Raw genomic sequence first — 22,808 nt, forward strand, 5'->3', positions numbered from 1 at the left:
TGACACATATTGGAGGGTATTATATGAAGCCGATTAAGGTAGGTTTATTGGGATTAGGAACGGTAGGAACGGGCGTTGTCCGTATCGTGGAAGGGCATCAGGACGATCTGCAAAGCCAAGTCGGCTCTCCGATTGTTATTGAGAAAGTGCTCGTTCAGAACAAAAACAAATCGCGCAGCATCCCGATCGATGCCGACAAGATGACGGAGGATCCATGGGAAATTATTCGTCATCCGGAAATCGACGTCATCGTTGAGGTGATGGGCGGCGTTGCGCAAACGAAGGAATACATCCTAGAGGCTCTGGAGCGCGGCAAGCATGTCGTAACGGCCAACAAAGACTTGATGGCGATGCACGGAACGGAAATTCTGGAGAAGGCGAAGCGTCACCAATGCGACATCCTGTATGAAGCCTCGGTAGCGGGCGGCATTCCGATTCTTCGGACGCTTGTAGAAGGTTTCTCTTCGGACCGCATTACGAAGATCATGGGCATCGTGAACGGAACTACGAACTATATCCTGACGAAGATGAGCCAAGAAGGCGCATCGTACGCCGACGTTCTGAAGGAAGCCCAAGACCTCGGTTATGCGGAGTCTGATCCGACATCCGACGTCGAAGGGCTCGACGCGGCCCGCAAAATGACGATTCTCGCAACGCTTGGTTTCCATGCGAACGTAGCGCTGGAGGATGTATCGGCCCAAGGCATCTCTTCGGTTACGAAGGAAGATATCACTTACGCGAAACGTCTTGGCTATGAAGTGAAGCTGCTCGGTATCGCGGAGCGCCAGGACGATCTGATCAGCGTCAGCGTTCAGCCTACGATGGTGAAGCAATCGCATCCGATCGCGTCGGTTAACGGCGTATTCAATGCCGTGTACGTGCATGGGGAAGCGGTAGGCGAGACGATGTTCTACGGAGCGGGAGCAGGCGAGCTGCCGACTGCCACGTCGATCGTTGCCGATCTTGTGGCAGTCGTGAAAAATATTAAGCTTGGCGTTAACGGCAAGCAAAGCGGCGTTGCCTACAAGGAGAAGAAGCTGAAGACCGATGAACAAATCTCGTCGAAATACTTCTTGCTGTTGCAAGTGGCTGACCGCGCTGGCGTGTTGGCGCGCATTACGCAAGTATTCGCGGACTTCGAAGTCAGCCTGGAGTCGGTGCTGCAACAGCCGAACCCGAGCATTGCCCAAGCGGAAATCATTGTCATTACGCATGATGCGAACAAAGCGGCTATTCAGAAGGTGCTTGCGAGCTTCGAATCGCTCGACGTCGTACACAAAGTGAAGAGCGTATACCGCGTCGAAGGATAAGGGGAAAGCATCATGAACAATCGTCGAGTTATCGTAAAGGTGCCGGCCAGCACGGCTAACCTTGGTCCCGGCTTCGATACGCTGGGCATGGCCCTCTCATTGTATGCATGGATCGAGATGAGCGTCTCCGATCGAACGGAATTTCATTTCTATGGCGACCAGATGCAGGGCTTGCCCCGGGACAAAACGAACTTAATCTATAAAGTCGCCCAGCTCGTGTTCAGTGAGGCGGACGTATCCATACCTGAATTGTCGATCGGGATGTACAGCGACATCCCGCTTACGCGCGGTCTCGGCAGCAGCGCATCGGCGATTGTCGGCGCGCTTGCGGCGGCGAATGCGCTAATCGGCAGTCCGCTGACGGACGACAAGCTGTTCCAGATGGCGACAGCGCTTGAAGGGCATCCCGACAACGTCGGCGCCTCGCTGTTCGGAGGCATCGTCGTGTCGGCATGGGACGGCCAGCGCGCGGATTTCGTACGGCTGGCCCCGAACGAGAAGCTGGAGACGCTCGTTGCGATTCCGGCGTTCCAGCTCTCGACGGAGAAGGCGCGGCATGCGCTGCCTTCGCAGATCAGCATGGCCGACGCGGTGTTCAACGTCGGCCGCAGCTCGCTGCTCGTCGCGGCGCTGGCCAGCGGCGAGCTCGGACTGATCCGTCATGCGATGAAGGATCGGCTGCACCAGCCTTACCGTGCAGCGCTTATCCCCGGCATGACGACCATACTGGAGCGCGCCGCCGACTATGGCGCGCTGGGCGCGGCGCTCAGCGGAGCGGGACCGACGCTGATCGCGTTCGTAGCGACCGATTGCCCGGATAAGGGGGCAATCGAGCAGTTTCTGCTCGATACGCTGAAGCAGGAGGGCATCGAAGCGGAGACGCTCTGGCTTGCGCCATGTGCGGACGGCCCGCAAATAACGGTAGAGGACATATCGGCGACTGCCCCTATGCCGCTGCCGGATCGGATTAAAGGAGAAGTCAAGGTATGAAGACAATCGCACTATTACCCGCAGGCTCGGTATCGGACGAAGCGGCGAAACATTTTATCGGAACGGAAAACGTAACCTGGGATCATCATCGGCTCATTTCCGACGTTTTCCTGTCCACGGTGAATGGCGTCAGCAACTATAGCGTCATTCCGATCGAGAATACGATCGAAGGCTCGGTCAGCCTGCATATGGATTGGCTCGTGCATGAGGTAGACTTGCCGATTCGCGCGGAGTGGGTCTATCCGTCCATCCAGAACTTGATCGGCAGGAATAACGAGCTGATTGGCGAAGACGGAGAGCTCGACTTCACCCGCATCCAGAAGGTCATTAGCCATCCCGTGGCAATGGCGCAATGCTTGCAGTTCCTTCGCAGCAAGATGCCGCAGGCGGCCACGGAGCATGTGAGCAGCACGGCGGAAGCCGTACGAATCGTTCGCGATAATCCCGGACAAGGCATCGTGGCGATCGGCACGACGACGGCCGCGTCGAACAACGGGCTCGATGTTCTGGCCAGCGGCGTGACGGATCACGACAACAACTACACGCGCTTTCTGCTCGTTGGTCCAGAGGCGTACGCGGAGCGTCAATCCGACACGGTGAAAACAAGCATTCTTATTACGCTTCCGGAAGACTTTCCGGGCGCGCTGCATCAGGTGCTGGCCGCGTTCGCATGGCGCAAAATCAACCTGACGCGCATCGAGTCGCGTCCGACGAAGAAGAAGCTCGGGAACTATTACTTTTTTATCGATATCGATATGTCGCTTGAGTCCGTGCTTCTTCCTTCCGCCTTGGAAGAGATCGAAGCGCTCGGCTGTCAGGTTCGCATATTGGGGAGCTACCCAAGCTTTACTTATGAGCAGTTAGCGGCAACGAAATAGGTTAGAGCGTCCGCACCGGCGGACGTATAGTAGTGAAGCCAAGCCCTTATGACAAAAAAGCGGCCGAGCTTCACTATTTTTTTTGTGAAAGAGGAGACACCTGCCCATATTCTGCATAGGATGTAAGGATCGATAGCAGGCATTAGCCGTGCCTCGTTATTCAGAACGTGACAGGAGGTTATTGGCGCGTGAAAATTCATATCGTAAAAAAAGGCGAGTCGTTATACTTAATCGGCCAAAAGTATAATGTGTCGCTGGAAGAAGTTTTGAAGCTGAATCCGGGGATTACGAATCCGGATGCAATCGAGATCGGCATGAAGGTGAAGATTCCATCCGGACAGCCGGGCAGCGGCGGAATGGAAATTATGCATCAGCATGTCGTGAAGCAAGGCGATACGCTTTGGAAGCTGTCCAAGTCTTGGGGAGTGCCGCTTGCGGATATGATCAAAGCGAATTCGCAACTGAAGAATCCGAACGTGCTCCTGACTGGCGAAATCGTCAACATTCCTAAGGTGAACCAGGCGCCGCCGGATGTGACGGGACTTCCGGGAACGACCGTTGCGCAAAGCGCCGGCAACCCGAAGTCGCTTATGCAGAACGTCCAAGGCTGGGTCGGCAAGCTGTCTACTGCACCTATCATTGGGAAGACGCCAACAGGTCCGGCTACGACGGCTCCCGGCAAGACGCCTACTGCTCCTGCCGCTGCGAAGACGCCGACTGCCCCAATCGTCGCACCGACGCCGCCGGCGCCGTTGCCTGCTCCTCCGCCGGCAGCCGTGAAGCCAGCGCCGGAGAAGACGAAGCCGGCCGAGAAAACCAAGCCTGCCGAGAAGACGAAGGCAGCGGCCGAGAAGACGCTTCCGATCGAGAAGCCGGTCGAGAAAAAATCGTCGCCAATCCATTCGGAATACCAACCGAATGTCGATCTGTTCAAGCAATACGGTATTCCTGCAACGGAAGCGATGTCGTTGTACGACTTGCCGAAAGCGCCTGAAGCCGTATCGCCGGCTATGCAACAGCCTTACAACAGCGGCTATGGATATGGTTACGGCCAGCCGATGACGCTTCCTGCTCACACGGGAACGGGTTATGGCAATTGGCAGCAGCAGGCGCCGTTCAGCCCAATGGCGAGTCCGGCTGCCGAGAATGCCGCCATTGCCATGAATGCCATGAACAATGCCCTTGGGGCCAATGCGGCGAATGTATCGCCTATGGGTAATGCAGCGAACGTATCGCCAATGGGTAATGCAGCGAACGTATCGCCAATGGGTAATGCAGCGAACGTATCGCCAATGGGTAATGCGGCGAACGTATCGCCTATGGGTAATGCAGCGAACATATCGCCTATGTCGAACGCAGCAAACATAGCTCCTTTCGCCAACGCGGCCAATGTATCGCCATTCACTCATGCCGCGAATACGGCCCATGCAGCGAACGCTGCGAATGTCATTTATGCTGCAAACGTTGAGGATTGCCCGCCGGGAATGGTTATGTCGACGGGAGGTTACGGGATGCCTCACGTATCTCCGCTAAGCGAAGGTCCGGGCTGGGGATATGGTGCGCCAATGGTTAGTCCTTTCGCTCAAGGGCTTGGCGAAAATAACGGTCCGTTGGTGGCTGGCGCGAGCACAATGCCGGAGTATGGCCACTATGGCCATGGTATGGTATCGCCGGCGTCCGTACAGCCCGAATATGGCTATTATGGTCAAGGTGCGGTTTCTCCAGCTTCCGCTCAACCCGAGTATGGCCACTATGGTCAAGGCATGGTATCGCCGGCAGCCGTACAGCCTGAGCATGGCTACTATGGTCAAGGCATGGTATCGCCGGCATCCATACAGCCTGAGCATGGCTACTATGGTCAAGGGGGAGTGTCGCCAGCGTCTATGCAGCCCGAGTATGGCTACTATGGCCATGGCGCGGCATCGCCTGCCTCCATGCAGCAGCCGGACTACGGTTACGGCACCGTGTCTCCGTTTGCCGGCGGCAATGGCTATTATTCGCCATATCCCGCATGGCCGCAAACAGCCGGAGCCGGTACAGGACCGGGCAACGATTGCGGCTGCGGCGGAGAACGCGAGCAGCAAGCGGGTGCAAACGTATCTGAAATAATCGACACACCGAGCGGAAGCAAGCCAGTTATTGCGAAAAAGTCTGCCAAGAAGGCAGTGATTCGCACCATCTCCGCTCGTTCAAGCAAACCGAAAAGCGGGTTCAGCCGCCCATGGATTAATCGATAATACGATAGCGTGACGGTGGGCAGGCGGGAGATGATCTCCGGCCTGCTCATCTTTTTTGGCGCTTATTGAATAATTAGGAAGCGGAGGCGCACACTAACAGCAAAAATAGAATGAAGGGGTCTTCCTTATGATGGAATTCAGCCTTTGGAAGCAGCTTAGACGACGTTTGCGCCGCAAACGAAGGCCGTTATGGATGTTAGGAGGCCTTCTGCCTCTGCTGATGATCGCTATATCGATTCCGCAACAGGCTTACGCGGCCTACTCCGTGCAAGATAACCGTGCGACAGTCATCCAAGCGCTACGCAGCCAGGAAGGTCCGGTCACGGTCAACATTCACCGGCTGTACGTATGCGGAGAAGAGACCATGCCGCTGGGCCGCATCGATTCCAAGCAGCTTGTACAACTGCTCGCTTCCCATCCTGAATGGGAAGCGGCTGCTTTCGATCAGAGCAACAGCAGTCTACTGATCGAGCACCACGTTGACGACTTGTCTGATTACTGCAAGAACCATGCTTATATCGGAATCGACAAAGACGGCAATCTAACTTTGTACGACGGTGAGCCGAAGAAGGAAAAAGTCGTACGCACTTTTTTTCAACTCGACGTCCGTTACATGGAGAGCAGCTTGCCGCAGGACAAGCTGGATCAGCTGACAAGAGGCATTCGGATCAGCGATATCGACGAGTATAACAGCGTATTATCGACGTACAGCGATTTTGCGCGGTCGGATAACGAGAAAGTGATGAAACCAACGTATTAACCTTTCCCCCTATAATCGTAAGAGAGCGGCCTGAATGATCAGGTCGCTCTTTTTATTGGATTTGGACGGCGAGTCAGCACGTACGAACCGAGACTGTACGAGAGGCTTTAGGCCCGAAAGGCCCGAAATATCAAACGCGCGTTCTCATTCTCGGCAACTTTTGCTATAATGGATGGATGATTAGCATTCACTGAGGAGTTGGCGGGTTGCGAGTACTAGGAATTGACCCCGGTATTGCGATAGCGGGATTTGGATTTATCGATAAGACGGGACATAAGCTGACCCCTGTACAATATGGCTGCATTCAGACCGAGGCGCAGACGCCTCCCGAGGAGCGGCTGCTCCAAATCTATGAATCCGCAGGCGCGCTCATGGATAAATACAAGCCGGATTCCGTTGCGGTAGAGAAGCTCTTCTTTAATCGCAACGTAACGACCGCATTTGCCGTCGGACAAGCAAGAGGCGTTATTATTCTCGCCGCTGCGCAGCGCAAGCTGCCGGTAGCCGAGTATACGCCGTTGCAGGTGAAGCAAGCAGTCGTAGGCTATGGCAAGGCGGAGAAGCGCCAGGTTCAGGAAATGGTCAAAATGTTCTTGAAGCTGTCCGCCATTCCGAAGCCGGACGATGTGGCCGATGCGCTCGCCATAGCGATTTGTCATGCCCATTCGGCTGTGCTTACACAGAAAATAAACGAGGTGAACCGTTCGTGATCGATTTTTTAAGAGGACTTGTCGTACATATGGATACCGAGTACATCGTCATGGACGTACGAGATACAGGCTACCGCGTATTTACGCCTAACCCGTATGCTTTCGCGAAGAAGGAAGAACCGATTACGGTCTATATCCATCATCATGTCCGCGAGGATGCGATTCTGCTGTTCGGGTTCGAGACGAGGGAGGAGCAGACGCTTTTCCGCAAGCTGCTTGAAGTATCGGGCATCGGTCCGCGGGTTGCGCTGGGCATTCTGTCGGCCGGCAAGCCGGATGCGATCGTGGCGGCTGTACATAACGAGAATATCGCTTTCTTGACGAAGCTTCCGGGCATCGGCAAGAAGACCGCGCAACGTATTATATTGGACTTGAAGGACAAGCTTGCAAGCTCGGGTTTCGATACGGGGTTGTTTGCGGCTGCAGGACTGTCGGCCGATATGTTGCCAGGCGGCGGCTCGAAGCAAGGCGCGGGTACGGCGTGGCAGGAAGCGCGCGAAGCGTTGATCGCACTCGGTTATACGGCTGCGGAGCTTGACCGCGCTTGGAGCGGGCTTGAGCAATCGGTTACGGCGGAAGAAAGCGTCGAAGTATTGATGAAACGCGCGTTGCAGCAATTGTTCAAAGGTTGACGGAAGGAGAGTATGCTTGCATGGATGATAGAATCATATCCGCTAACCTGATGATGGAAGACCAGGCTGCCGAGCTTAGTCTTCGTCCGCGCTATTTGGGCGAATACATCGGGCAGACGAAAGTGAAAGAGAACTTAACGATCTATATCGAAGCTGCCAAAATGCGCAAGGAAGCACTCGATCATGTCCTGCTATACGGGCCGCCGGGCCTTGGCAAGACGACGCTCTCGAATATTATCGCCAATGAGCTTGGCGTTAATCTGCGGACGACGTCCGGTCCTGCCATCGAGAGGCCGGGCGACCTTGCGGCGCTGTTAACCAATCTGCAGGAAGGCGACGTCTTGTTCATTGACGAGATTCACCGCTTGCACCGAACGGTCGAGGAAGTGCTGTATCCGGCGATGGAAGACTTCGCCCTCGATATTATGATCGGCAAAGGACCGAGCGCCCGTTCCGTGCGTCTTGATTTGCCCCCCTTCACGCTGATCGGTGCGACGACGCGCGCAGGCTTGTTATCGGCTCCGCTTCGCGACAGGTTCGGCGTCGTTAGCCGATTGGAGTTCTATACGGTAGACGAGCTCGCCTTCATCGTATCCCGTACTTCCGATATATTGAATGCGGGCATCGTTGGCGAAGCGGCGATCGAGATCGCGCTTCGTTCACGAGGGACTCCTAGAATTGCGAATCGCTTGTTGAAGAGAGTGCGGGACTTTGCGCAAGTTCGCGGCGACGGCATCATCACGCAGGAGATTGCCAATCTGGCCCTTGAATTGCTCCAAGTCGACCCGATGGGGCTCGACAGCATCGACCACAAGATGCTTCATGCGATGATGACCACGTTCTCCGGCCGCCCAGTCGGGCTAGATACGATCGCGGCGACGATAGGCGAAGAGAGCCAGACGATCGAGGATGTGTACGAACCGTATTTGATGCAGATCGGATTTCTGCAGCGTACGCCTCGCGGAAGGATCGCAACAGAGCATGCATATCGTCATCTAGGAATTGCTTATCCGGACAGATAGGCAACCGGGAAACAACGCAGGACACTACCACAATGGGAGAGGTGTACGACAATGTCCATGAGTATCAAGCGGCTCTCGCTTACGGCGTTATCCGCCCTGTTGTTCATATCGCTATGCGCGGCTTTACCCGCGCAGGCAGCCGTTCCTAAACTCGATACGATTCGGGTCGCCATGTATTTGCAGTTGCCTGAGAAGAAATATACCGATACGACGGCTGCCGTCACGTTCTCGGCTGCCGGTGGACTGTCGATCGGCACGAGAACGCCAAGCGGCATACAGAATTGGTTCAAGGCCGCAGCGGGCTCGCAAACCAGATTCGCGCTGGACAGCTTTAAGGTGAAGGTGTTCGAATCGTCGAATTTCGCTTCGGCACAAGCGGCTTACAAGCGTATAATCGCGGCTAAAGGGGCTGGCTATCTGACCTCTCTAACGAAGAAGGGATCGATCGTCTACCAAGTCGCGGAAGGTACTTATGCGGCTATTGCCGATGCTAAGGCAGCGGTGACGCGTTGGGCGGGCGATGCGGAGCTGGCCAAGCTAACGGCTGGCTTCAAGCCAATGGTGCAGGGTCCGTTCCGACTCGAGACACCGGCGCTTGCAAGCAAGGCTGCAGCCGTAACCGCAATGAACGGCTACGCAGCAGCGGGTTTGGATGCTTATGTAGCCGTTCGCGTAGCGGCCGCTGGGGCGGCTGCATATTCGGTTATGGTAGGCTCCGCTGCCGATGCCGCAGAGCTGCAGATCGTTAAGACCGCTGCGGCAGACGTTGCGGGGGCGGGCTCGCTTAAACAGGCCGATACGGCAGCCCCCTATTTGCTCCTTAAGAACGATCATGCCGTTACCGGCAAAGCGGACATCAGCCTTGAGCTTTACGGCTTCCCGGCAGCCGACATGAAAGTATGGGTGGAGTCGCTAACGGCCGATCCGATTAAGCTGACGGAGAGAAGCAGCCGTACTTACCGCGGACAATTCGAGGTAAGCGCGCTTAACGGGGCTATGGCCGTCGTCAACGAGCTTCCATTCGAGCATTACTTATATTCGGTGGTCGGCGGCGAGATGTACTCGTCTTGGCCAGCGGAAGCGCTCAAGTCGCAGGCCGTTACGGCACGCACCTACGGATTGTATAAGGGCTTCGGCTTCCAGATTGCCCATGTTGTCGATACGGTGCTCAGCCAAGCCTATAACGGCGTCGGGTCCGAGCGACCATCCACGATCGATGCCGTAGAAGCGACGCGCGGCGAAGTGTTATTGCATAACGGCAAGCCGATCGAGGCGTTGTATTCGGCGAATGCCGGCGGCATGACTTCGGACGCGACAGAAGTATGGAACAATTCGATCCCATATTTGCAAGCTGTGAAGAGTCCTGACGGGTCGTCGGAGACTGGTTTGCATAGCTGGTATCGGGTCGTGCTTTCAAGCGGTGCGATCGGTTATATCCGGGAGGATCTGCTTGACGATACAGGCTCGAAGACGGCGGCGGGAAGCATGATCATGCAGGTGAACACGAATGGCACGAAAGTACGTCAGCATCCCATTATTCAGGATGCTGTAGCCCTTATCGCAACCGTTGACTCGGGAACGAAAGTAACGGTGCTGGAGAAGACGATCGAATCCAACTCGATGAATTGGGTTAGAGGTCCTTATAAGCCCGCAGAGCTGCTGACGGTCATAAATGCGAGGGTGAAGACGAAAATAACCGGTCCGATCCGGACGCTTGAGGTTAGCGAGCGCGGTCCATCCGGCAGGGCGACGCAAATCATGGCTAACGGAACGAAGCTCGAAGTCGCGAATCCCGATGTGTTAAGAGCGACGCTAGGCGTGCAGGGGTCGTTGCCAAGCACCAAGTTCCAAATCGACGAAACGGCCAAGGTAGCGATGATGGGAGCGGGTTCGCAGCAAAGAACGAAACCTGAGGACAGCAATCCCGTATATATCGTCGGCGCCGGCGGCAAAGTGACAGAAGCGAAGGAAGCGAACCTGTTCATACTAAGCGGGGATGGGCACTTAAGAGCCGCTACGAAGGAGCCGACGTTCCGATTCGTCGGTACGGGCAACGGCCATGGCGTAGGCATGTCGCAGTACGGAGCGCTCAGCCTTGCACAGCAAGGGTATGACTATCAATATATTTTGAAATACTACTATAAAGATGTAACTATCGCTAAGGAATGATTGAAACATTATGGACGTAGATTGGTTCGACTTTGAATTGCCGGAGAGGCTTATTGCTCAGACGCCTCTGCTGGAGCGTACCGCTTCAAGGCTGCTGGCGCTTAACAAGCGGACAGGCGAGATTGAGCATCGCACCTTTACCGACCTGGAGCAATATGTCCAAGCGGGCGATGTGCTTGTTTTGAACGATACGAGAGTCATGCCGGCAAGGCTTATGGGCATGAAGAGCGATACGGGCGCTAAGGTCGAGCTGCTTCTCCTGAAGCAGCTCGAAGGAGACCGCTGGGAGACGCTAGCGAGGCCAGCCAAGCGACTGAAGGTCGGTACGGCTCTTTCCTTCGGGGATGACGGCAACGGCAATCCGCTGCTGAGGGCCAGCATTGAAGAAGAAGGCGACATGGGCGCTAGAGTCATTCGGTTCGAGTATGAAGGCATATTCCCGGAGCTGCTGGATCGTCTAGGGGAAATGCCATTGCCACCTTATATTAAGGAGCGGCTGGAAGAGAAGGAACGTTACCAGACGGTCTACTCGAAGCATGAGGGATCGGCTGCCGCGCCTACCGCAGGTCTTCACTTTACGAAGGCTTTTCTGGAGAGGTTGCAGAATAAGGGCGTCAAGATTGCCTATGTAACGCTCCATGTCGGACTCGGCACATTCCGTCCGATGTCGGCGGAGAAGGTCGAGGATCATGAGATGCATGCCGAATATTACGAGCTGGACGAAACAAACGCGAAGCTGATCCGTGAGGCTAAGGCGGAAGGGGCTCGCATTATCGCGGTCGGGACAACCTCCTCTAGAACGCTGGAGACGGTAGCCCAGCGTTTCGGCGACAAGCCGATACAAGCTTGCACGGGGTGGACATCCATTTTTATTTTCCCGGGATACGCGTTCAAGCTGGTAGATGCGTTATTAACGAATTTCCACCTGCCAAAGTCGACGCTCGTCATGCTCGTGAGCGCGCTGGCTGGACGCGATCGCATTATGGCTGCGTATCAAGCGGCGATTGCCGAGGAATATCGATTTTTCAGCTTTGGCGACGCGATGTTTATTTACTAACTATAGAAATAGGGTGCATGACCAGTGGCAGTCAAATACGAATTTATTAAACAATGCAAGCAATCCGGAGCACGTCTTGGCCGCGTTCATACGCCACATGGCGTTATTGAAACGCCGGCCTTCATGCCGGTAGGCACGCAAGCGACGGTGAAGACGATGAGTCCGGAAGAGCTTAAGTCGATGGATGCCCAGATTATTCTGAGCAACACGTACCATTTGTTCCTTCGCCCCGGCCATGATATTGTGAGGCGCGCAGGCGGGCTTCATAAGTTCATGAACTGGGATCGTCCAATCCTGACGGACAGCGGCGGCTTTCAAGTGTTCAGTCTGAGCGAAATGAGAAAGATTACCGAAGAGGGCGTCCATTTCCGTTCCCATCTGAATGGAGATAAGCTATTCCTGTCTCCGGAGGTGGCAATGGAAATTCAGAATGCGCTCGGACCGGACATTATGATGGCATTCGACGAGTGCGCGCCATATCCGGCGGAACACGATTATGTGAAGCAGTCGCTGGAGCGGACGACCCGCTGGGCTGAGCGTTGCTTGAAGTCGCATGCAAGGCCGCATGACCAGGCGCTGTTCGCGATCGTTCAAGGCGGCATGTACAAAGATTTGCGCATTCAGAGCGCTAAGGATTTGACTTCCATGGATTTCCCGGGGTATGCTATTGGTGGACTGAGTGTGGGCGAGCCTAAGCATCTCATGAATGATATGCTCGAACATACCGTTCCTATCCTGCCTGCCGACAAGCCCCGATATTTAATGGGCGTTGGTTCGCCGGATGCTTTGATTGACGGGTCCATTCGCGGTATCGATATGTTCGACTGCGTACTGCCGACCCGTATTGCCCGGAATGGGACAACGATGACAAGCACGGGAAGACTCGTCGTTCGGAATGCGCAGTACGCGGAGGACTTTGGTCCGTTAGACCCGAATTGCTCATGCTACACATGCAAGAACTATTCGCGGGCTTACATACGGCATTTGCTGAAAGCGGACGAGACGTTTGGCATGAGGCTGACAACGTATCACAATTTGCACTTTTTACTGCAGCTCATGAGGGACGTTCGCCAAGCGATAACGGAAGACCGGTTGCTTGATTTCCGGGAGGACTTCTTTACGCGGTACGGCCTGTTCGATAATGAGAAAGGGTTTTGAAAGGGGGGATTACGATGTGGCTAGCAGCAGATGCAGCAGGCGGAGGAAACATTATCCAAATGATTTGGCCGTTTGTTCTCATGTTTGCGGTATTTTATTTTTTGCTTATTCGTCCGCAGCAGAAGAAACAAAAGCAACGCACGTCCATGCTTAACCAGATCAAGAAGGGTGACAAAATCACTACGATTGGCGGATTGCACGGTACGGTAGTGGAGTTGGCTGACGATACGGTCGTTATTCGCGTTAACGATACGACGAAGATGACTTTCGAACGCAGCGCGGTTAATACGATCGTGAGCGCAGCTCCGACAGCAGCGGTTGATTTGGAGAAATAAAGCTTATACACGCAAGGGAGTTGTCCTGCAAGGTTGCAATTAGACCTGGTAGGCCAGCTCCCTTTTTGCTCATGCATGCCGCGTGTTAGTATGTGCTTATTTTCTCATATTTACGCCGATCATCCCGCCGAATGCGCCTGCAAGCGCCGCTGCGCCCACAACGAGAGCGCTCCGAAGCGTAAGGGATGCATCAGATGCCAAAAAGCTTATCATTAATACGATTATGCCGTAGATTACCCCTAATAAAGCACCGTAGTACCAACCTCTCTTCTCTGTGCGCTTCCCTGTCGCGAAGCCGCCCGCCAAAGCGGATACGGCGTGGACAATAAGAGCGTTTGACGGCAGGTTCGCTTCCTTCATGCTGGTGAAATGGAGCAGTATGGACAACAGCAATGCGCCCGCCGCCAGCCACAAAATAGAAAATACAATTCCCGCGGTAAACGGTGATGAAATGAGCATAGCTTTAGGACCTTGCTTAAGCGAATTCATCATTAGATTCCTCCCGACTTTTCGTACGTATTACTAAACCTTATGGTCAAGCTTGCCGGAATATTACGGCTTGTATGATTTATTCAGGGTGTAGGGACAACCCGCCATTGCCAATTATTCGTCTGTCGCCGCTCGTATGATGTCCGGGGACGAAGGCTAGAATAGCTTTACGGACAAAAACACGGTTGGCATGACATGTCGAGGAGGCGGATTCCAGTGGAGTTTTGGAGCCTGTTGGTCCGGACGGTTATTATTTATTTCGTGGTGTTCCTCATCATGAGGTTCATGGGAAAACGCGAAATAGGCAAGTTGTCGGTGCTTGACCTTGTTATTTCGGTCATGATCGCCGAGATCGCGGTTATCGTCATCGAGGATGTAGAACGGCCGATGTGGGACGGCATACTGCCGATGGTTGTGCTCATGCTTATTCAATTGGCCAGCGCGATTGTTTCGATGAAAAGCCGGAGGCTGAGGCTACTGCTTGACGGCAAGCCGAATGTCATTATCGAAAAAGGCAAAATAAACAAAGACACTATGCGCAAGCAACGCTATAACCTGGACGATCTTTTGCTTCAATTACGTGAAAATAAAATCAGCTCCGTAGCCGACGTTGAATTTGCCATTCTGGAGACAACCGGCAAGCTGTCTGTCATTCCTCGGGATAACACGGCCGCTGCCGACGAGTCGAACGACGGTAACGAGAATGGCTTTAATGAGGAGAACCTGTCTTCTCCCACGGAGACGGAGCAGCCAAAGCTAAAGGCGGAGTGGAGAAAAAATATCATTCCTCCGAATTTTCGGTTCGAGATATTGCCGATACCGCTGATTATGGACGGCAAGGTGCAGGATGAAAATTTAAGCAAAATCGAAAAAACGAGATTTTGGCTCAAAAACGTGCTGCAGGAGGAAGGCGTCACCGACTTCAAGGATGTATTTTTTTGCACGATTGACCATCGCGGCAAATTGTTCGTCGATATGAATAAGAGAAGGCCGAATTAACGGAAAAAAGCAGCGTAAAAAGGTTTATGCGCTGTTTTTTTTTGCGTGCTTGACTATTTAAACCATCGCCTCAGGATTGGTATTCGGATTACATCGTAACGGTCGATGAATTTCATCCAGATCATCAGCAGCAAGTACACAATTGCGCTCGCTGCGCATGCAAGAAGCAGATTGATCCATTCAGCCGGAAGCGGCTCTTGATTCATCGTGAAACGTGCGGCAGCCCCCATGATGACCATCGCTGCAATGACTTTGACGAAATCGAGAAACTTCATTCGGAAGCCGATAAATCGAAGGACGCTAATGCCATGCAGAACAGTGACGAGCACAATATTGACATTGATCGCGATAAGCGCGCCGTAAATACCGAGCTTTGGGTCGGAAGCCAATTGCACGATCAGTATAAGCTTAACGGCTGCGCCGAAGAATGTATTGATGAGCGCCGTGCCAGGCTTATCAAGCGCTTGAAGCGCCGCCTGCAGCGGTGCTTGCAAATAAATGAACAGACCGATGGGGGCGATAAGCTGCAGCATCGGCGCAATATCGGAATGGTTGTAAAGAATACGGCAGATCGGCTCGGCAAATAAGAACATGACGACGATGAACGGAGCACCGAAGACGAGCGAGAGCCGCATCGATTGGTGAAGCCTCTTGTGGATCAAAGCGCGGTCGCCCTTGGCCGCCGCCTCCGAAAGCGAAGGGACGAGGGAGACGGAAAGCGAGTAGGTCAGAGCGGTGGGCAGGAGCAGAAGAGGGATAATCATCCCCTGCAGCGCACCGTATTGAGCGGTCGCCACCCCTGTCGCAATGCCTGCTGCCGCCAAGCTTCTCGCCGTGAAAATGGACTCCAGCAAATACGACAACGAGCCGACGAGACGGCTGCCCGTAACCGGAATCGAAAGGCTAAGGAGCCGCCTCAGCACTGGCGATGCTTTCCCGTTCTCTTTCCCGTTCCCGGTCGAAACCGAACCCGCATCCGAAGACGGCTCAGCCTCTCTTTTGTCCCGCTTGTACTTCCACAGCAGCACGGCGAAGCCGCCGATCTCGCCGGCGACTGCGCCAAGCATCGCCCCGGCCGCCGCCCATTCCAGACCTCGCGGAAGCAGCAGGTACGCTAGAGTAAGCGAAGCGATAATGCGGATAACGGTTTCCGTAATTTGCGAGATTGCGCTCGGCAGCATGTTTTGTTTCCCTTGAAAATACCCGCGGTATACCGATGAAACCGCAATAATAAGCAGCATCGGCGTCATCGCGATGAAGGTACGGTATACGCGCTCGTCGGGCAGTACATGACTCGTAATCCAGGGTGCGAACAGCAATAGGAGGGCTGTCATGACGATGCCGAGCGTCGTAACCAGCCCCATTGCGGCTTTGAATATTTGCTTGACGCGGGCGGAGTCGCCTTGCGTCTCGGCTTCTGCGATCCACTTGGCGACGGCAAGCGGAATGCCGCCTGTTATGATGGTGAGCATGACCGTTAAGAACGGATAGCTTAACTGATATAAGCCGACGCCCTCAGCCCCGATAATGCGAGGCAATGCGATCCGGGGTACAAATCCGAGCAAGCGATTGATGATGCCCGCCGCCAGCAGAATCATCGCTCCTTTGATAAACGTTTGCTTCGTCATAGGTAATTGCCTCTTCTCTTTCGAATCTGGTAGTATCATCTTTATGCGGAGCATGTCCGGTTCAATGTCAGTCATTTTTGCGAAATCGCTTTTGCAGGGCAGGAATATGAACAAGTCGTAGCGAATAATAAGACGTAGTCCGCTTATAGAGGAAGATTTCGGGAGGTGCGTCATGACTATCGAAGGCGAAGAACTCAGCGAAATGATCGAAGAGTTGTGCAACAGCAAGGCGGAGGAGTTCAGATTGATCGGCTACGAGCATGTTACGGGCAAGGAAGTGTGGGCATGCGTAAATGCGAAGTATGTCAAAAAAGGGCAGCCTGAATTGCATCAACTCGTCAACGACATCCTATCGCTCAAGGTGACGCAGTTCATGAACTATATGACGCTCAGCGCGTTCAAAGGAACTCCATTCTAACGAAAAGGGGTTCTTTTCTTTTTGACTCGATTTTGCGGCGTCTGTATAATAGGAATATTGAGATCATAAGGAGGATTCAGACGTATGTTTGGGAAGAGATTAATTGCCTTCCTTGCGATCGTGGTCATTATGTTTGGCGTAATCGCTTGGACAAGCCCTTCGCTCGTGAAAAATGTTCGGCTAGGCCTTGATTTGAAAGGCGGCTTCGAGGTTCTGTACGAAGCGGTTCCGCTTGAAGGCGGGGAAGCGGTTACACCGGAATCGTTGAAGGAAACGGCGCGGAACCTGGAAGAGCGTGCCGACGCGCTCGGCATCGCCGAGCCGGAGATTACGACCGAAGGCGCGAACCGTATCCGCGTTAAGATTGCGGGCGTTACGACGGAGGAAGAAGTTAAACAGGTGCTTGCAAAGCCCATTAACCTTACCTTTCGCGATCCGGACGGCAAAATCAGGCTGGACGGACGCGACTTCGTGCCGGACGGCGCAGGCATCGGCTATGACGAGTTGAACAAGCCGTTCGTAACGATCAAGCTGAAGGACGGGAAGAAGTTCGAAGACATCACAAGAGAATTGATCGGACAATATCTGGCGATCTGGCTGGACGAGGAAGAGTTGTCGAGGCCAATGGTCAGCAGCGCAATCCCCGGCGGGTCTGCAACGATTACCGGAGATTATACGACGGACGAAGCCAAAGACTTGCGCGACAAAATCAATCTGGGCGCATTGCCGCTCCAGCTTAACGAAAAATATACGCAATCCGTAGGCGCCAAGCTTGGTCAAGAGTCGCTTCAGGATACGGTTACGGCAGGACTTATCGGTACGGCTATTATTCTCGTGTTCCTCGTTATTTTGTTCCGAATTCCTGGCGTCGTTGCGGGGATTACGGTTATAACGTATACGTGGCTGCTCGTTGTCGTGTTTAACTTAATGAATGCGACGCTAACCTTGCCTGGTATAGCCGCCTTCGTTCTCGGCATAGGGATGGCCGTCGATGCGAATATCATTATGTACGAGCGGATCAAAGAGGAGATTCGCAGCGGCAAGAGCTTGCTTTCGTCGCTTAAAGCCGGTTCGAAGAACTCCTTCCGTACCATAATGGACGCGAACATTACGAACATTATCGCAAGCGCCGTTCTGTATTACATCGGCAACGGAGCCATTCGAGGCTTCGCCCTTACGATGATCTTCAGTATTCTCGTAAGTATGCTGACGAATATTTTCTTGTCGCGTTTCCTTATCATGCTGCTTATTAAGAGCAATATGTTTACGAAACCAAGCTACTATGGTGTGAAGGAGGCTGAGATTCGTGAACTATAATACGAAGATCCGGTTCGATTTTATCAAGCATCGGAATAAGTTTTTTATATTCTCGATCGCTCTTACGGTTATAGGTATTTTATCGTTGTTAATTTTCAACTTGAACTTCGGGGTTGATTTCAAAGCCGGCACGAACATGGATATTTCCGTTGGCAAGAGCACGACGCAAGCGGAAGCGAAAGCGGTCATCGAGCAGGCTGGCATAAAGGACATTACGCCGACAGTCGGCGGAACGGGCAATGATCGCGTGTCTGCCAGATTCGATGAGGTGCTTCCGCAAGACAAAATTACGGAAATCAAGAAGCTGTTCACGGACAAATACGGCGAGCAAGCATCGGCGGAAGTCAACGTCGTATCGCCAGACATGGCGCAAGAGCTGGGCATCAAGACAATCTGGGCGATTCTGATCGCCAGCGTCGCGATTATGATTTATGTGATGATTCGTTTCGAATGGCGCTTTGCGGTTGCGGCGAATATTGCGATTCTGTATGACGCTTTCGTCGTTATCGCGCTCTTCTCGATCTTCCGGCTGGAAGTCGATCTGCCGTTTATCGCGGCCGTTCTGACGACAATCGGCTACTCGATCAACGATAAAATCGTTATTTTCGACCGGATCAGGGAAAACCTTCGTTTCGGCCAATTCAAAAACCGCGAACAGCTTGCCGACATGGTTAATGCGAGTATTTGGCAGACGATGGCGCGGAACATTTATACGGTACTCGCCGTATTGGTTGTTGCTCTAAGCTTGTTCATCTTCGGCAGCGAATCGATTAAGCTGTTCGCCCTTGCGAAGATTATCGGTCTGACTAGCGGCGCTTACTCTTCGATTTGTATCGCGAGCCCATTGTGGCTGTTGTTAAAAGGAAAACAGAAGCCGAAGAAAGCAGTCAATGTTTCCGCAATGCCATAATAAGGATACGAAGCAGCGGTTAGGTTTGCGCAAGCGAGCCTAGCCGCTCGCCTCGCTTACAAGGCTGCGAGAGAAGTTACGAAGTAAGTTTTGCATTCGCAAAACTTTAAGTTGATGCTTACGAAGTAAGTTTCGCATTCGCAAAACTTTAAGTTGATGCTTACGAAGTAAGTTTTGCATTCGCAAAACTTTTTAGGAGGGTACCATGTCAACCGCACAGCGATATGCACAAGCAGAGGCCGAAGGCTGGTCCGGCTTATGGGGAAACATGCTGCTAACAGTCGTGAAAGGCATTATGGGCTGGCTGACGGGCAGCAAAGCATTGCTTGCCGACGCGTTCCGTTCGGCTGCCGAGGCGGCGGGGGCTTTTGCCGTGCTGACGGGTTTGCGCGATAATCGTATGCTTAGGGAAAGCAAGAAGTCGAAGCCGTCACATGCGCAAGACTCCGGCAAGGGCACAGGCGCGCGCATCTTAATGTCTGTTCTGCTGCTCATTATCGGCCTGGAAGTCGGTATTTCGGCGATTCGCGAACTTGTAGAGGGCGTTGCTGGAGCACCGCATTGGAGCGCGCTCGCGGCGATTGCCGCAGGCTGGTTGTTCAAAGAGCTTTTCTCCGCGAGGAAGGAGCGGCATTCGGGTTTATATTGCACGCTTGCAGCCTTTATTGGCGCTGGGGCAGCAATAATCGGAAAAGCGCTGGCGATTCCTGCTCTCTATTATTTTGACCCGGCTGCAGCGCTTGTCATTGCCGTTATTGTCGTATACAACGGTTTTCAATTAGTCCAAGCGATAGCGCGCAAGGATGCAAGACAAGAAGCTCAGGAAGAAGACCCGAACGAGCTCATGCAGCTCATACAACGTGTGGAAGGTGTCGTGACGGTCGAATCGCTGCGCGCCAGGGAGCATGGACATTACGTTGTCGCGGACGTAGTCATTAGCGTAAATCCGCGCATTACCGTGCTTGAAGGACAGGAAATAGCGAAACGGGTAAAGCAACTGCTGATGAAACGATTTTTGCACCTGACCGATGTATCTATTTACGTAGAACCGTACGATCCCGGGTATCCGTACAAATCGAATCACGATCCGAATCAGGAGCAGGTGCCGACGCTGCTGCAATAATGGCCAGAGCAGATAGCGTAGGAGGAGGAAGCTGAATGGTCCAAAGGAAGACACGGTGGGAGATCGCGCCATGGAACGAACAAGACGAACGCCAAGCAGGGCTTATAGCAGAGGCGCTGGGTGTGCCTGCACTCGTCGCAAAGTTGCTTGTCCAACGGGGTCATAACAGCCCGGACGCGGCATCGCGCTTCATCCACGGCGGGGAAGAACATCTTCACGATCCGTACTTGTTGCTTGGCATGGATAAGGCGGTCGAGCGCATACGCGCTGCGGGTACTGCAGGCGACAAAATACGCATATACGGCGATTACGATGCCGATGGCGTTTCGAGCACATCGCTGCTCATCTACTTATTTCGTCAATTAGGCTATCATTTTGATTATTATATTCCGCATCGGGCTTTGGAGGGTTACGGCATGAACCGCGCAGCGATCGCGCTTGCGTCCGAAGAGGGCGTCAAGCTGATCGTAACGGTCGACACGGGCATTAGCGCGTATGACGAGATCGAATATGCGAAGGAGCTAGGCATCGACGTCGTTGTGACTGACCATCACGAGCCGCCGGAAGTTATCCCGGATGCTTATGCGGTCGTTAATCCGAAGCAGGACAATTGCGGTTATCCGTTCAAGGGGCTTGCCGGTGTCGGCGTTGCGTTCAAGCTTGCTACCGCGCTCTTGGAGCGCCCGCCGCTTGAGTGGACCGATATTGTCAGTTTAGGGACGATTGCCGATTTGATGCCGCTCGTGGACGAGAATCGTATCTTCGTCAAGTACGGCTTGGAGAGAATGCGGAGCGACGCGGGTGTAGGCTTCCGGGCGTTGTCCGAAGCTTGCGGCATCGAGCTGGATGTCATGACGTCCACGTCTGTCGCCTTCGGAATCGCGCCGCGCATCAACGCGGCAGGGCGCCTCGATCACGCGAAGCGGGCTGTCGAACTGCTGACGACAGCGGATTACGATACGGCCATATTGGCCGCATCGGGACTAGACAGCTTGAACAAGGAGCGCCAGCGCATCGTTGAGTCGATGGTCAAGGATGCCGAGCTGCAGTGGCTCGCGAAGTGCGCGGCGGCTGAAGAGGCGGGAACGTCTCCCCCGCCGGTCATTGTACTTGCGGGCGAAGGCTGGAATGTCGGCGTTATCGGCATTGTGGCGTCGAAGCTGCTGGAGCGTAATTATAAGCCGGTTATTATTCTTGGCATAGATGAACAGACAGGCATGTGCAAAGGTTCGGCCAGATCGATAGACGGGTACGATCTGCATGCCGCTCTTACGGAATGCGGGCAATGGCTGGATCATTACGGCGGACATCAGGCTGCGGCAGGCATGAGCCTTCATCGCGACAATCTGGAAGCCTTCGAGCAGAAGCTATGCGAGCTGGCGCTGGAATGGCTTACCGAAGACGACTGGATTCCGAAGACGGCTGTCGATATCGTGTGCAAGCTGGATGACGCATCGTTGGAGACGGTGACACAGCTGGCCCAGCTCGAGCCGTTCGGAATGGGCAATCTATCGCCACGGCTGTTGTTCCAGTCGGTGGAGCTTGCAGAGAAGCGGACGATCGGCAAAGAGTCGAAGCATCTGAAGCTGCAGCTTGGAAGCGGCAGAAAGCTGCTGGACGCCATCGGATTCAGCATGGGGTCGTTATCGGAAGGACTGCAGGCCGGGTATTCTATCGATGTCATAGGCGAGCTGTCCATTAATGAATGGAACGGCAGGCGCAAACCGCAGCTGCAGCTTCAGGATCTTCATTACCAGGCTGACGATAAGCCGCGGCAGTTCCCGGAACGAGAGCATTTTATCATTATTTACCAACAGCTTAAGAAGCTTGGCAGCGTACCGCTTGACGGCTTAATCGGCAAGCTGGCCGGACAGCATAGAATGCCCCGAGAGACGGTGGAGCTGATGCTGGATGTATTCGAGGAGCTAGCTTTCATCGAACGGAAAGACGGCATGATGAACGCAACGTTATCTCCAAGCAAGCGGGACTTATCTACTTCGAAGCGTTATATAGAAGCGCGCGAGAATGCGATGTTGCAGAAAGCGTAGTTTATGTTAGGATAGAACAAGTGAAACAAAGGAATAGAAAGGGTTGACGGTTCGTGTCAAATACAGAGTACAACTTCAAGGATTATATAAGGGTCATCCATGATTTCCCTCAGCCGGGCATTCGTTTCAAAGATATTACGACTTTGCTTAAGGATGGCGGCGCTTATCGCGCGGCGATCGAAGAGATCCGCAAAGCGGTTGCCGATATGAAGATCGACATTATAGCAGGTCCCGAAGCGCGCGGCTTCGTTGTAGGCGCTCCGCTTGCGCTTGCGCTTGGCGTAGGCTTCGCTCCTATTCGCAAGAGCGGCAAGCTGCCAGGCGAGACGATTACGGCAAGCTACGACCTGGAGTACGGCAAAGATCAACTTGCCATGCACAAAGATTCGATCCAGCCGGGCCAACGCGTTCTGATCGCCGACGATCTGCTCGCGACAGGCGGCACGATCGCGACTTCGATCAACCTGGTTCGCCAGCTCGGCGGGGAAGTTGTCGGGGCGGCTTTCCTTATCGAGCTTGCGTACTTAACGGGTCGCGAGAAGCTCGAAGGTATCGACGTATTCTCGCTTATGACTTATAGCTGACATTAACTCCGCTGCATGCAGCGGGATCAACCGC

21 protein-coding genes are annotated in these 22,808 nt (G+C 53.8%); 19 read left to right on the forward strand and 2 right to left on the reverse strand.

The genetic code is table 11. The features are described 5' to 3' along the window. Window positions 1-23 precede the first annotated feature (23 nt). The 12 genes from J2T14_RS17030 to yajC all read left to right on the forward strand — a co-directional run bounded on the left by J2T14_RS17030 (window position 24) and on the right by yajC (window position 13,258). A complete protein-coding gene (locus J2T14_RS17030; protein ID WP_307472594.1) occupies window positions 24-1,310 on the forward strand; it encodes a homoserine dehydrogenase in 1,287 nt (428 codons plus the stop codon). A 12-nt stretch (window positions 1,311-1,322) separates the two neighbouring features. Next, window positions 1,323-2,300 carry a homoserine kinase gene (gene thrB / locus J2T14_RS17035; protein ID WP_307472596.1) on the forward strand — a complete coding sequence of 326 codons (978 nt, stop codon included), beginning with the start codon at window positions 1,323-1,325 and terminating at the stop codon, window positions 2,298-2,300. Next, window positions 2,297-3,178 carry a prephenate dehydratase gene (gene pheA, locus J2T14_RS17040; protein WP_307472598.1) on the forward strand — a complete coding sequence of 294 codons (882 nt, stop codon included), beginning with the start codon at window positions 2,297-2,299 and terminating at the stop codon, window positions 3,176-3,178. The genes thrB and pheA overlap by 4 nt, the downstream gene beginning before the upstream one ends. Window positions 3,179-3,366: 188 nt before the next feature. Continuing rightward, window positions 3,367-5,415: a LysM peptidoglycan-binding domain-containing protein gene (locus J2T14_RS17045; protein WP_307472600.1), complete on the forward strand. Its 2,049-nt coding sequence runs from the start codon at window positions 3,367-3,369 to the stop codon at window positions 5,413-5,415. Between the two features lie 127 nt (window positions 5,416-5,542). Next, complete coding sequence (locus tag J2T14_RS17050) at window positions 5,543-6,175, forward strand: BofC C-terminal domain-containing protein (RefSeq protein WP_307472603.1); 633 nt, start codon at window positions 5,543-5,545, stop codon at window positions 6,173-6,175. A 206-nt stretch (window positions 6,176-6,381) separates the two neighbouring features. Further along, window positions 6,382-6,885 carry a crossover junction endodeoxyribonuclease RuvC gene (gene ruvC, locus J2T14_RS17055; protein WP_307200225.1) on the forward strand — a complete coding sequence of 168 codons (504 nt, stop codon included), beginning with the start codon at window positions 6,382-6,384 and terminating at the stop codon, window positions 6,883-6,885. Beyond that, the gene (gene ruvA, locus J2T14_RS17060) at window positions 6,882-7,517 is read left to right on the forward strand and encodes a Holliday junction branch migration protein RuvA (protein WP_307472605.1); all 636 of its coding nucleotides are present in this window, start codon (window positions 6,882-6,884) and stop codon (window positions 7,515-7,517) included. The genes ruvC and ruvA overlap by 4 nt, the downstream gene beginning before the upstream one ends. A 20-nt stretch (window positions 7,518-7,537) precedes the next feature. Next, window positions 7,538-8,539 carry a Holliday junction branch migration DNA helicase RuvB gene (ruvB, locus tag J2T14_RS17065; RefSeq protein WP_307472606.1) on the forward strand — a complete coding sequence of 334 codons (1,002 nt, stop codon included), beginning with the start codon at window positions 7,538-7,540 and terminating at the stop codon, window positions 8,537-8,539. 51 nt (window positions 8,540-8,590) lie between these two features. Next, the gene (locus J2T14_RS17070; protein ID WP_307472608.1) at window positions 8,591-10,708 is read left to right on the forward strand and encodes a SpoIID/LytB domain-containing protein; all 2,118 of its coding nucleotides are present in this window, start codon (window positions 8,591-8,593) and stop codon (window positions 10,706-10,708) included. Between the two features lie 10 nt (window positions 10,709-10,718). Next, the gene (gene queA / locus J2T14_RS17075; RefSeq protein ID WP_307200217.1) at window positions 10,719-11,765 is read left to right on the forward strand and encodes a tRNA preQ1(34) S-adenosylmethionine ribosyltransferase-isomerase QueA; all 1,047 of its coding nucleotides are present in this window, start codon (window positions 10,719-10,721) and stop codon (window positions 11,763-11,765) included. 24 nt (window positions 11,766-11,789) lie between these two features. Beyond that, window positions 11,790-12,923, forward strand: coding sequence for a tRNA guanosine(34) transglycosylase Tgt (gene tgt / locus J2T14_RS17080; protein WP_307200215.1), 1,134 nt, complete (start codon window positions 11,790-11,792; stop codon window positions 12,921-12,923). A gap of 14 nt (window positions 12,924-12,937) precedes the next feature. Beyond that, window positions 12,938-13,258 (forward strand): preprotein translocase subunit YajC, encoded by a 321-nt coding sequence (yajC, locus tag J2T14_RS17085; RefSeq protein WP_307200214.1) that lies wholly within the window; start codon window positions 12,938-12,940, stop codon window positions 13,256-13,258. A gap of 96 nt (window positions 13,259-13,354) precedes the next feature. On the opposite strand, the gene J2T14_RS17090 is transcribed toward yajC, so the two are convergent. Continuing rightward, window positions 13,355-13,750, reverse strand: a complete 396-nt coding sequence (locus tag J2T14_RS17090; protein WP_307472610.1) for a TIGR04086 family membrane protein — start codon at window positions 13,748-13,750, stop codon at window positions 13,355-13,357. A gap of 213 nt (window positions 13,751-13,963) precedes the next feature. Between J2T14_RS17090 and J2T14_RS17095 the strand changes: the two genes are divergently transcribed. Then, window positions 13,964-14,746, forward strand: a complete 783-nt coding sequence (locus J2T14_RS17095; RefSeq protein ID WP_307472612.1) for a DUF421 domain-containing protein — start codon at window positions 13,964-13,966, stop codon at window positions 14,744-14,746. A 53-nt stretch (window positions 14,747-14,799) separates the two neighbouring features. Here J2T14_RS17095 and spoVB read toward each other — a convergent pair whose 3' ends face one another. Further along, window positions 14,800-16,374 carry a stage V sporulation protein B gene (gene spoVB, locus J2T14_RS17100; protein ID WP_307472613.1) on the reverse strand — a complete coding sequence of 525 codons (1,575 nt, stop codon included), beginning with the start codon at window positions 16,372-16,374 and terminating at the stop codon, window positions 14,800-14,802. 172 nt (window positions 16,375-16,546) lie between these two features. Here spoVB and J2T14_RS17105 point away from each other — a divergent pair, with 172 nt between their 5' ends. The 6 genes from J2T14_RS17105 (at window position 16,547) to J2T14_RS17130 (ending at window position 22,774) form a co-directional block, all read left to right on the forward strand. Next, entirely contained in the window at window positions 16,547-16,792 is a 246-nt protein-coding gene (locus tag J2T14_RS17105) for a post-transcriptional regulator (RefSeq protein ID WP_307472616.1), read from the forward strand. Between the two features lie 84 nt (window positions 16,793-16,876). Further along, window positions 16,877-18,109 (forward strand): protein translocase subunit SecD, encoded by a 1,233-nt coding sequence (gene secD / locus J2T14_RS17110; RefSeq protein ID WP_307472619.1) that lies wholly within the window; start codon window positions 16,877-16,879, stop codon window positions 18,107-18,109. Next, window positions 18,099-19,019 carry a protein translocase subunit SecF gene (secF, locus tag J2T14_RS17115; protein ID WP_307472622.1) on the forward strand — a complete coding sequence of 307 codons (921 nt, stop codon included), beginning with the start codon at window positions 18,099-18,101 and terminating at the stop codon, window positions 19,017-19,019. Before secD ends, secF begins: the two co-directional genes overlap by 11 nt. 205 nt (window positions 19,020-19,224) lie before the next feature. After that, the gene (locus tag J2T14_RS17120; RefSeq protein ID WP_307472624.1) at window positions 19,225-20,142 is read left to right on the forward strand and encodes a cation diffusion facilitator family transporter; all 918 of its coding nucleotides are present in this window, start codon (window positions 19,225-19,227) and stop codon (window positions 20,140-20,142) included. A 35-nt stretch (window positions 20,143-20,177) separates the two neighbouring features. Then, window positions 20,178-22,190: a single-stranded-DNA-specific exonuclease RecJ gene (gene recJ, locus J2T14_RS17125; protein WP_307472626.1), complete on the forward strand. Its 2,013-nt coding sequence runs from the start codon at window positions 20,178-20,180 to the stop codon at window positions 22,188-22,190. A 53-nt stretch (window positions 22,191-22,243) separates the two neighbouring features. Further along, window positions 22,244-22,774 (forward strand): adenine phosphoribosyltransferase, encoded by a 531-nt coding sequence (locus tag J2T14_RS17130; RefSeq protein WP_307200202.1) that lies wholly within the window; start codon window positions 22,244-22,246, stop codon window positions 22,772-22,774. Window positions 22,775-22,808: the final 34 nt, after the last annotated feature.

Origin of the sequence: Paenibacillus harenae, from assembly GCF_030812415.1 — a bacterium.
Classification (GTDB): domain Bacteria; phylum Bacillota; class Bacilli; order Paenibacillales; family Paenibacillaceae; genus Pristimantibacillus; species Pristimantibacillus harenae_A.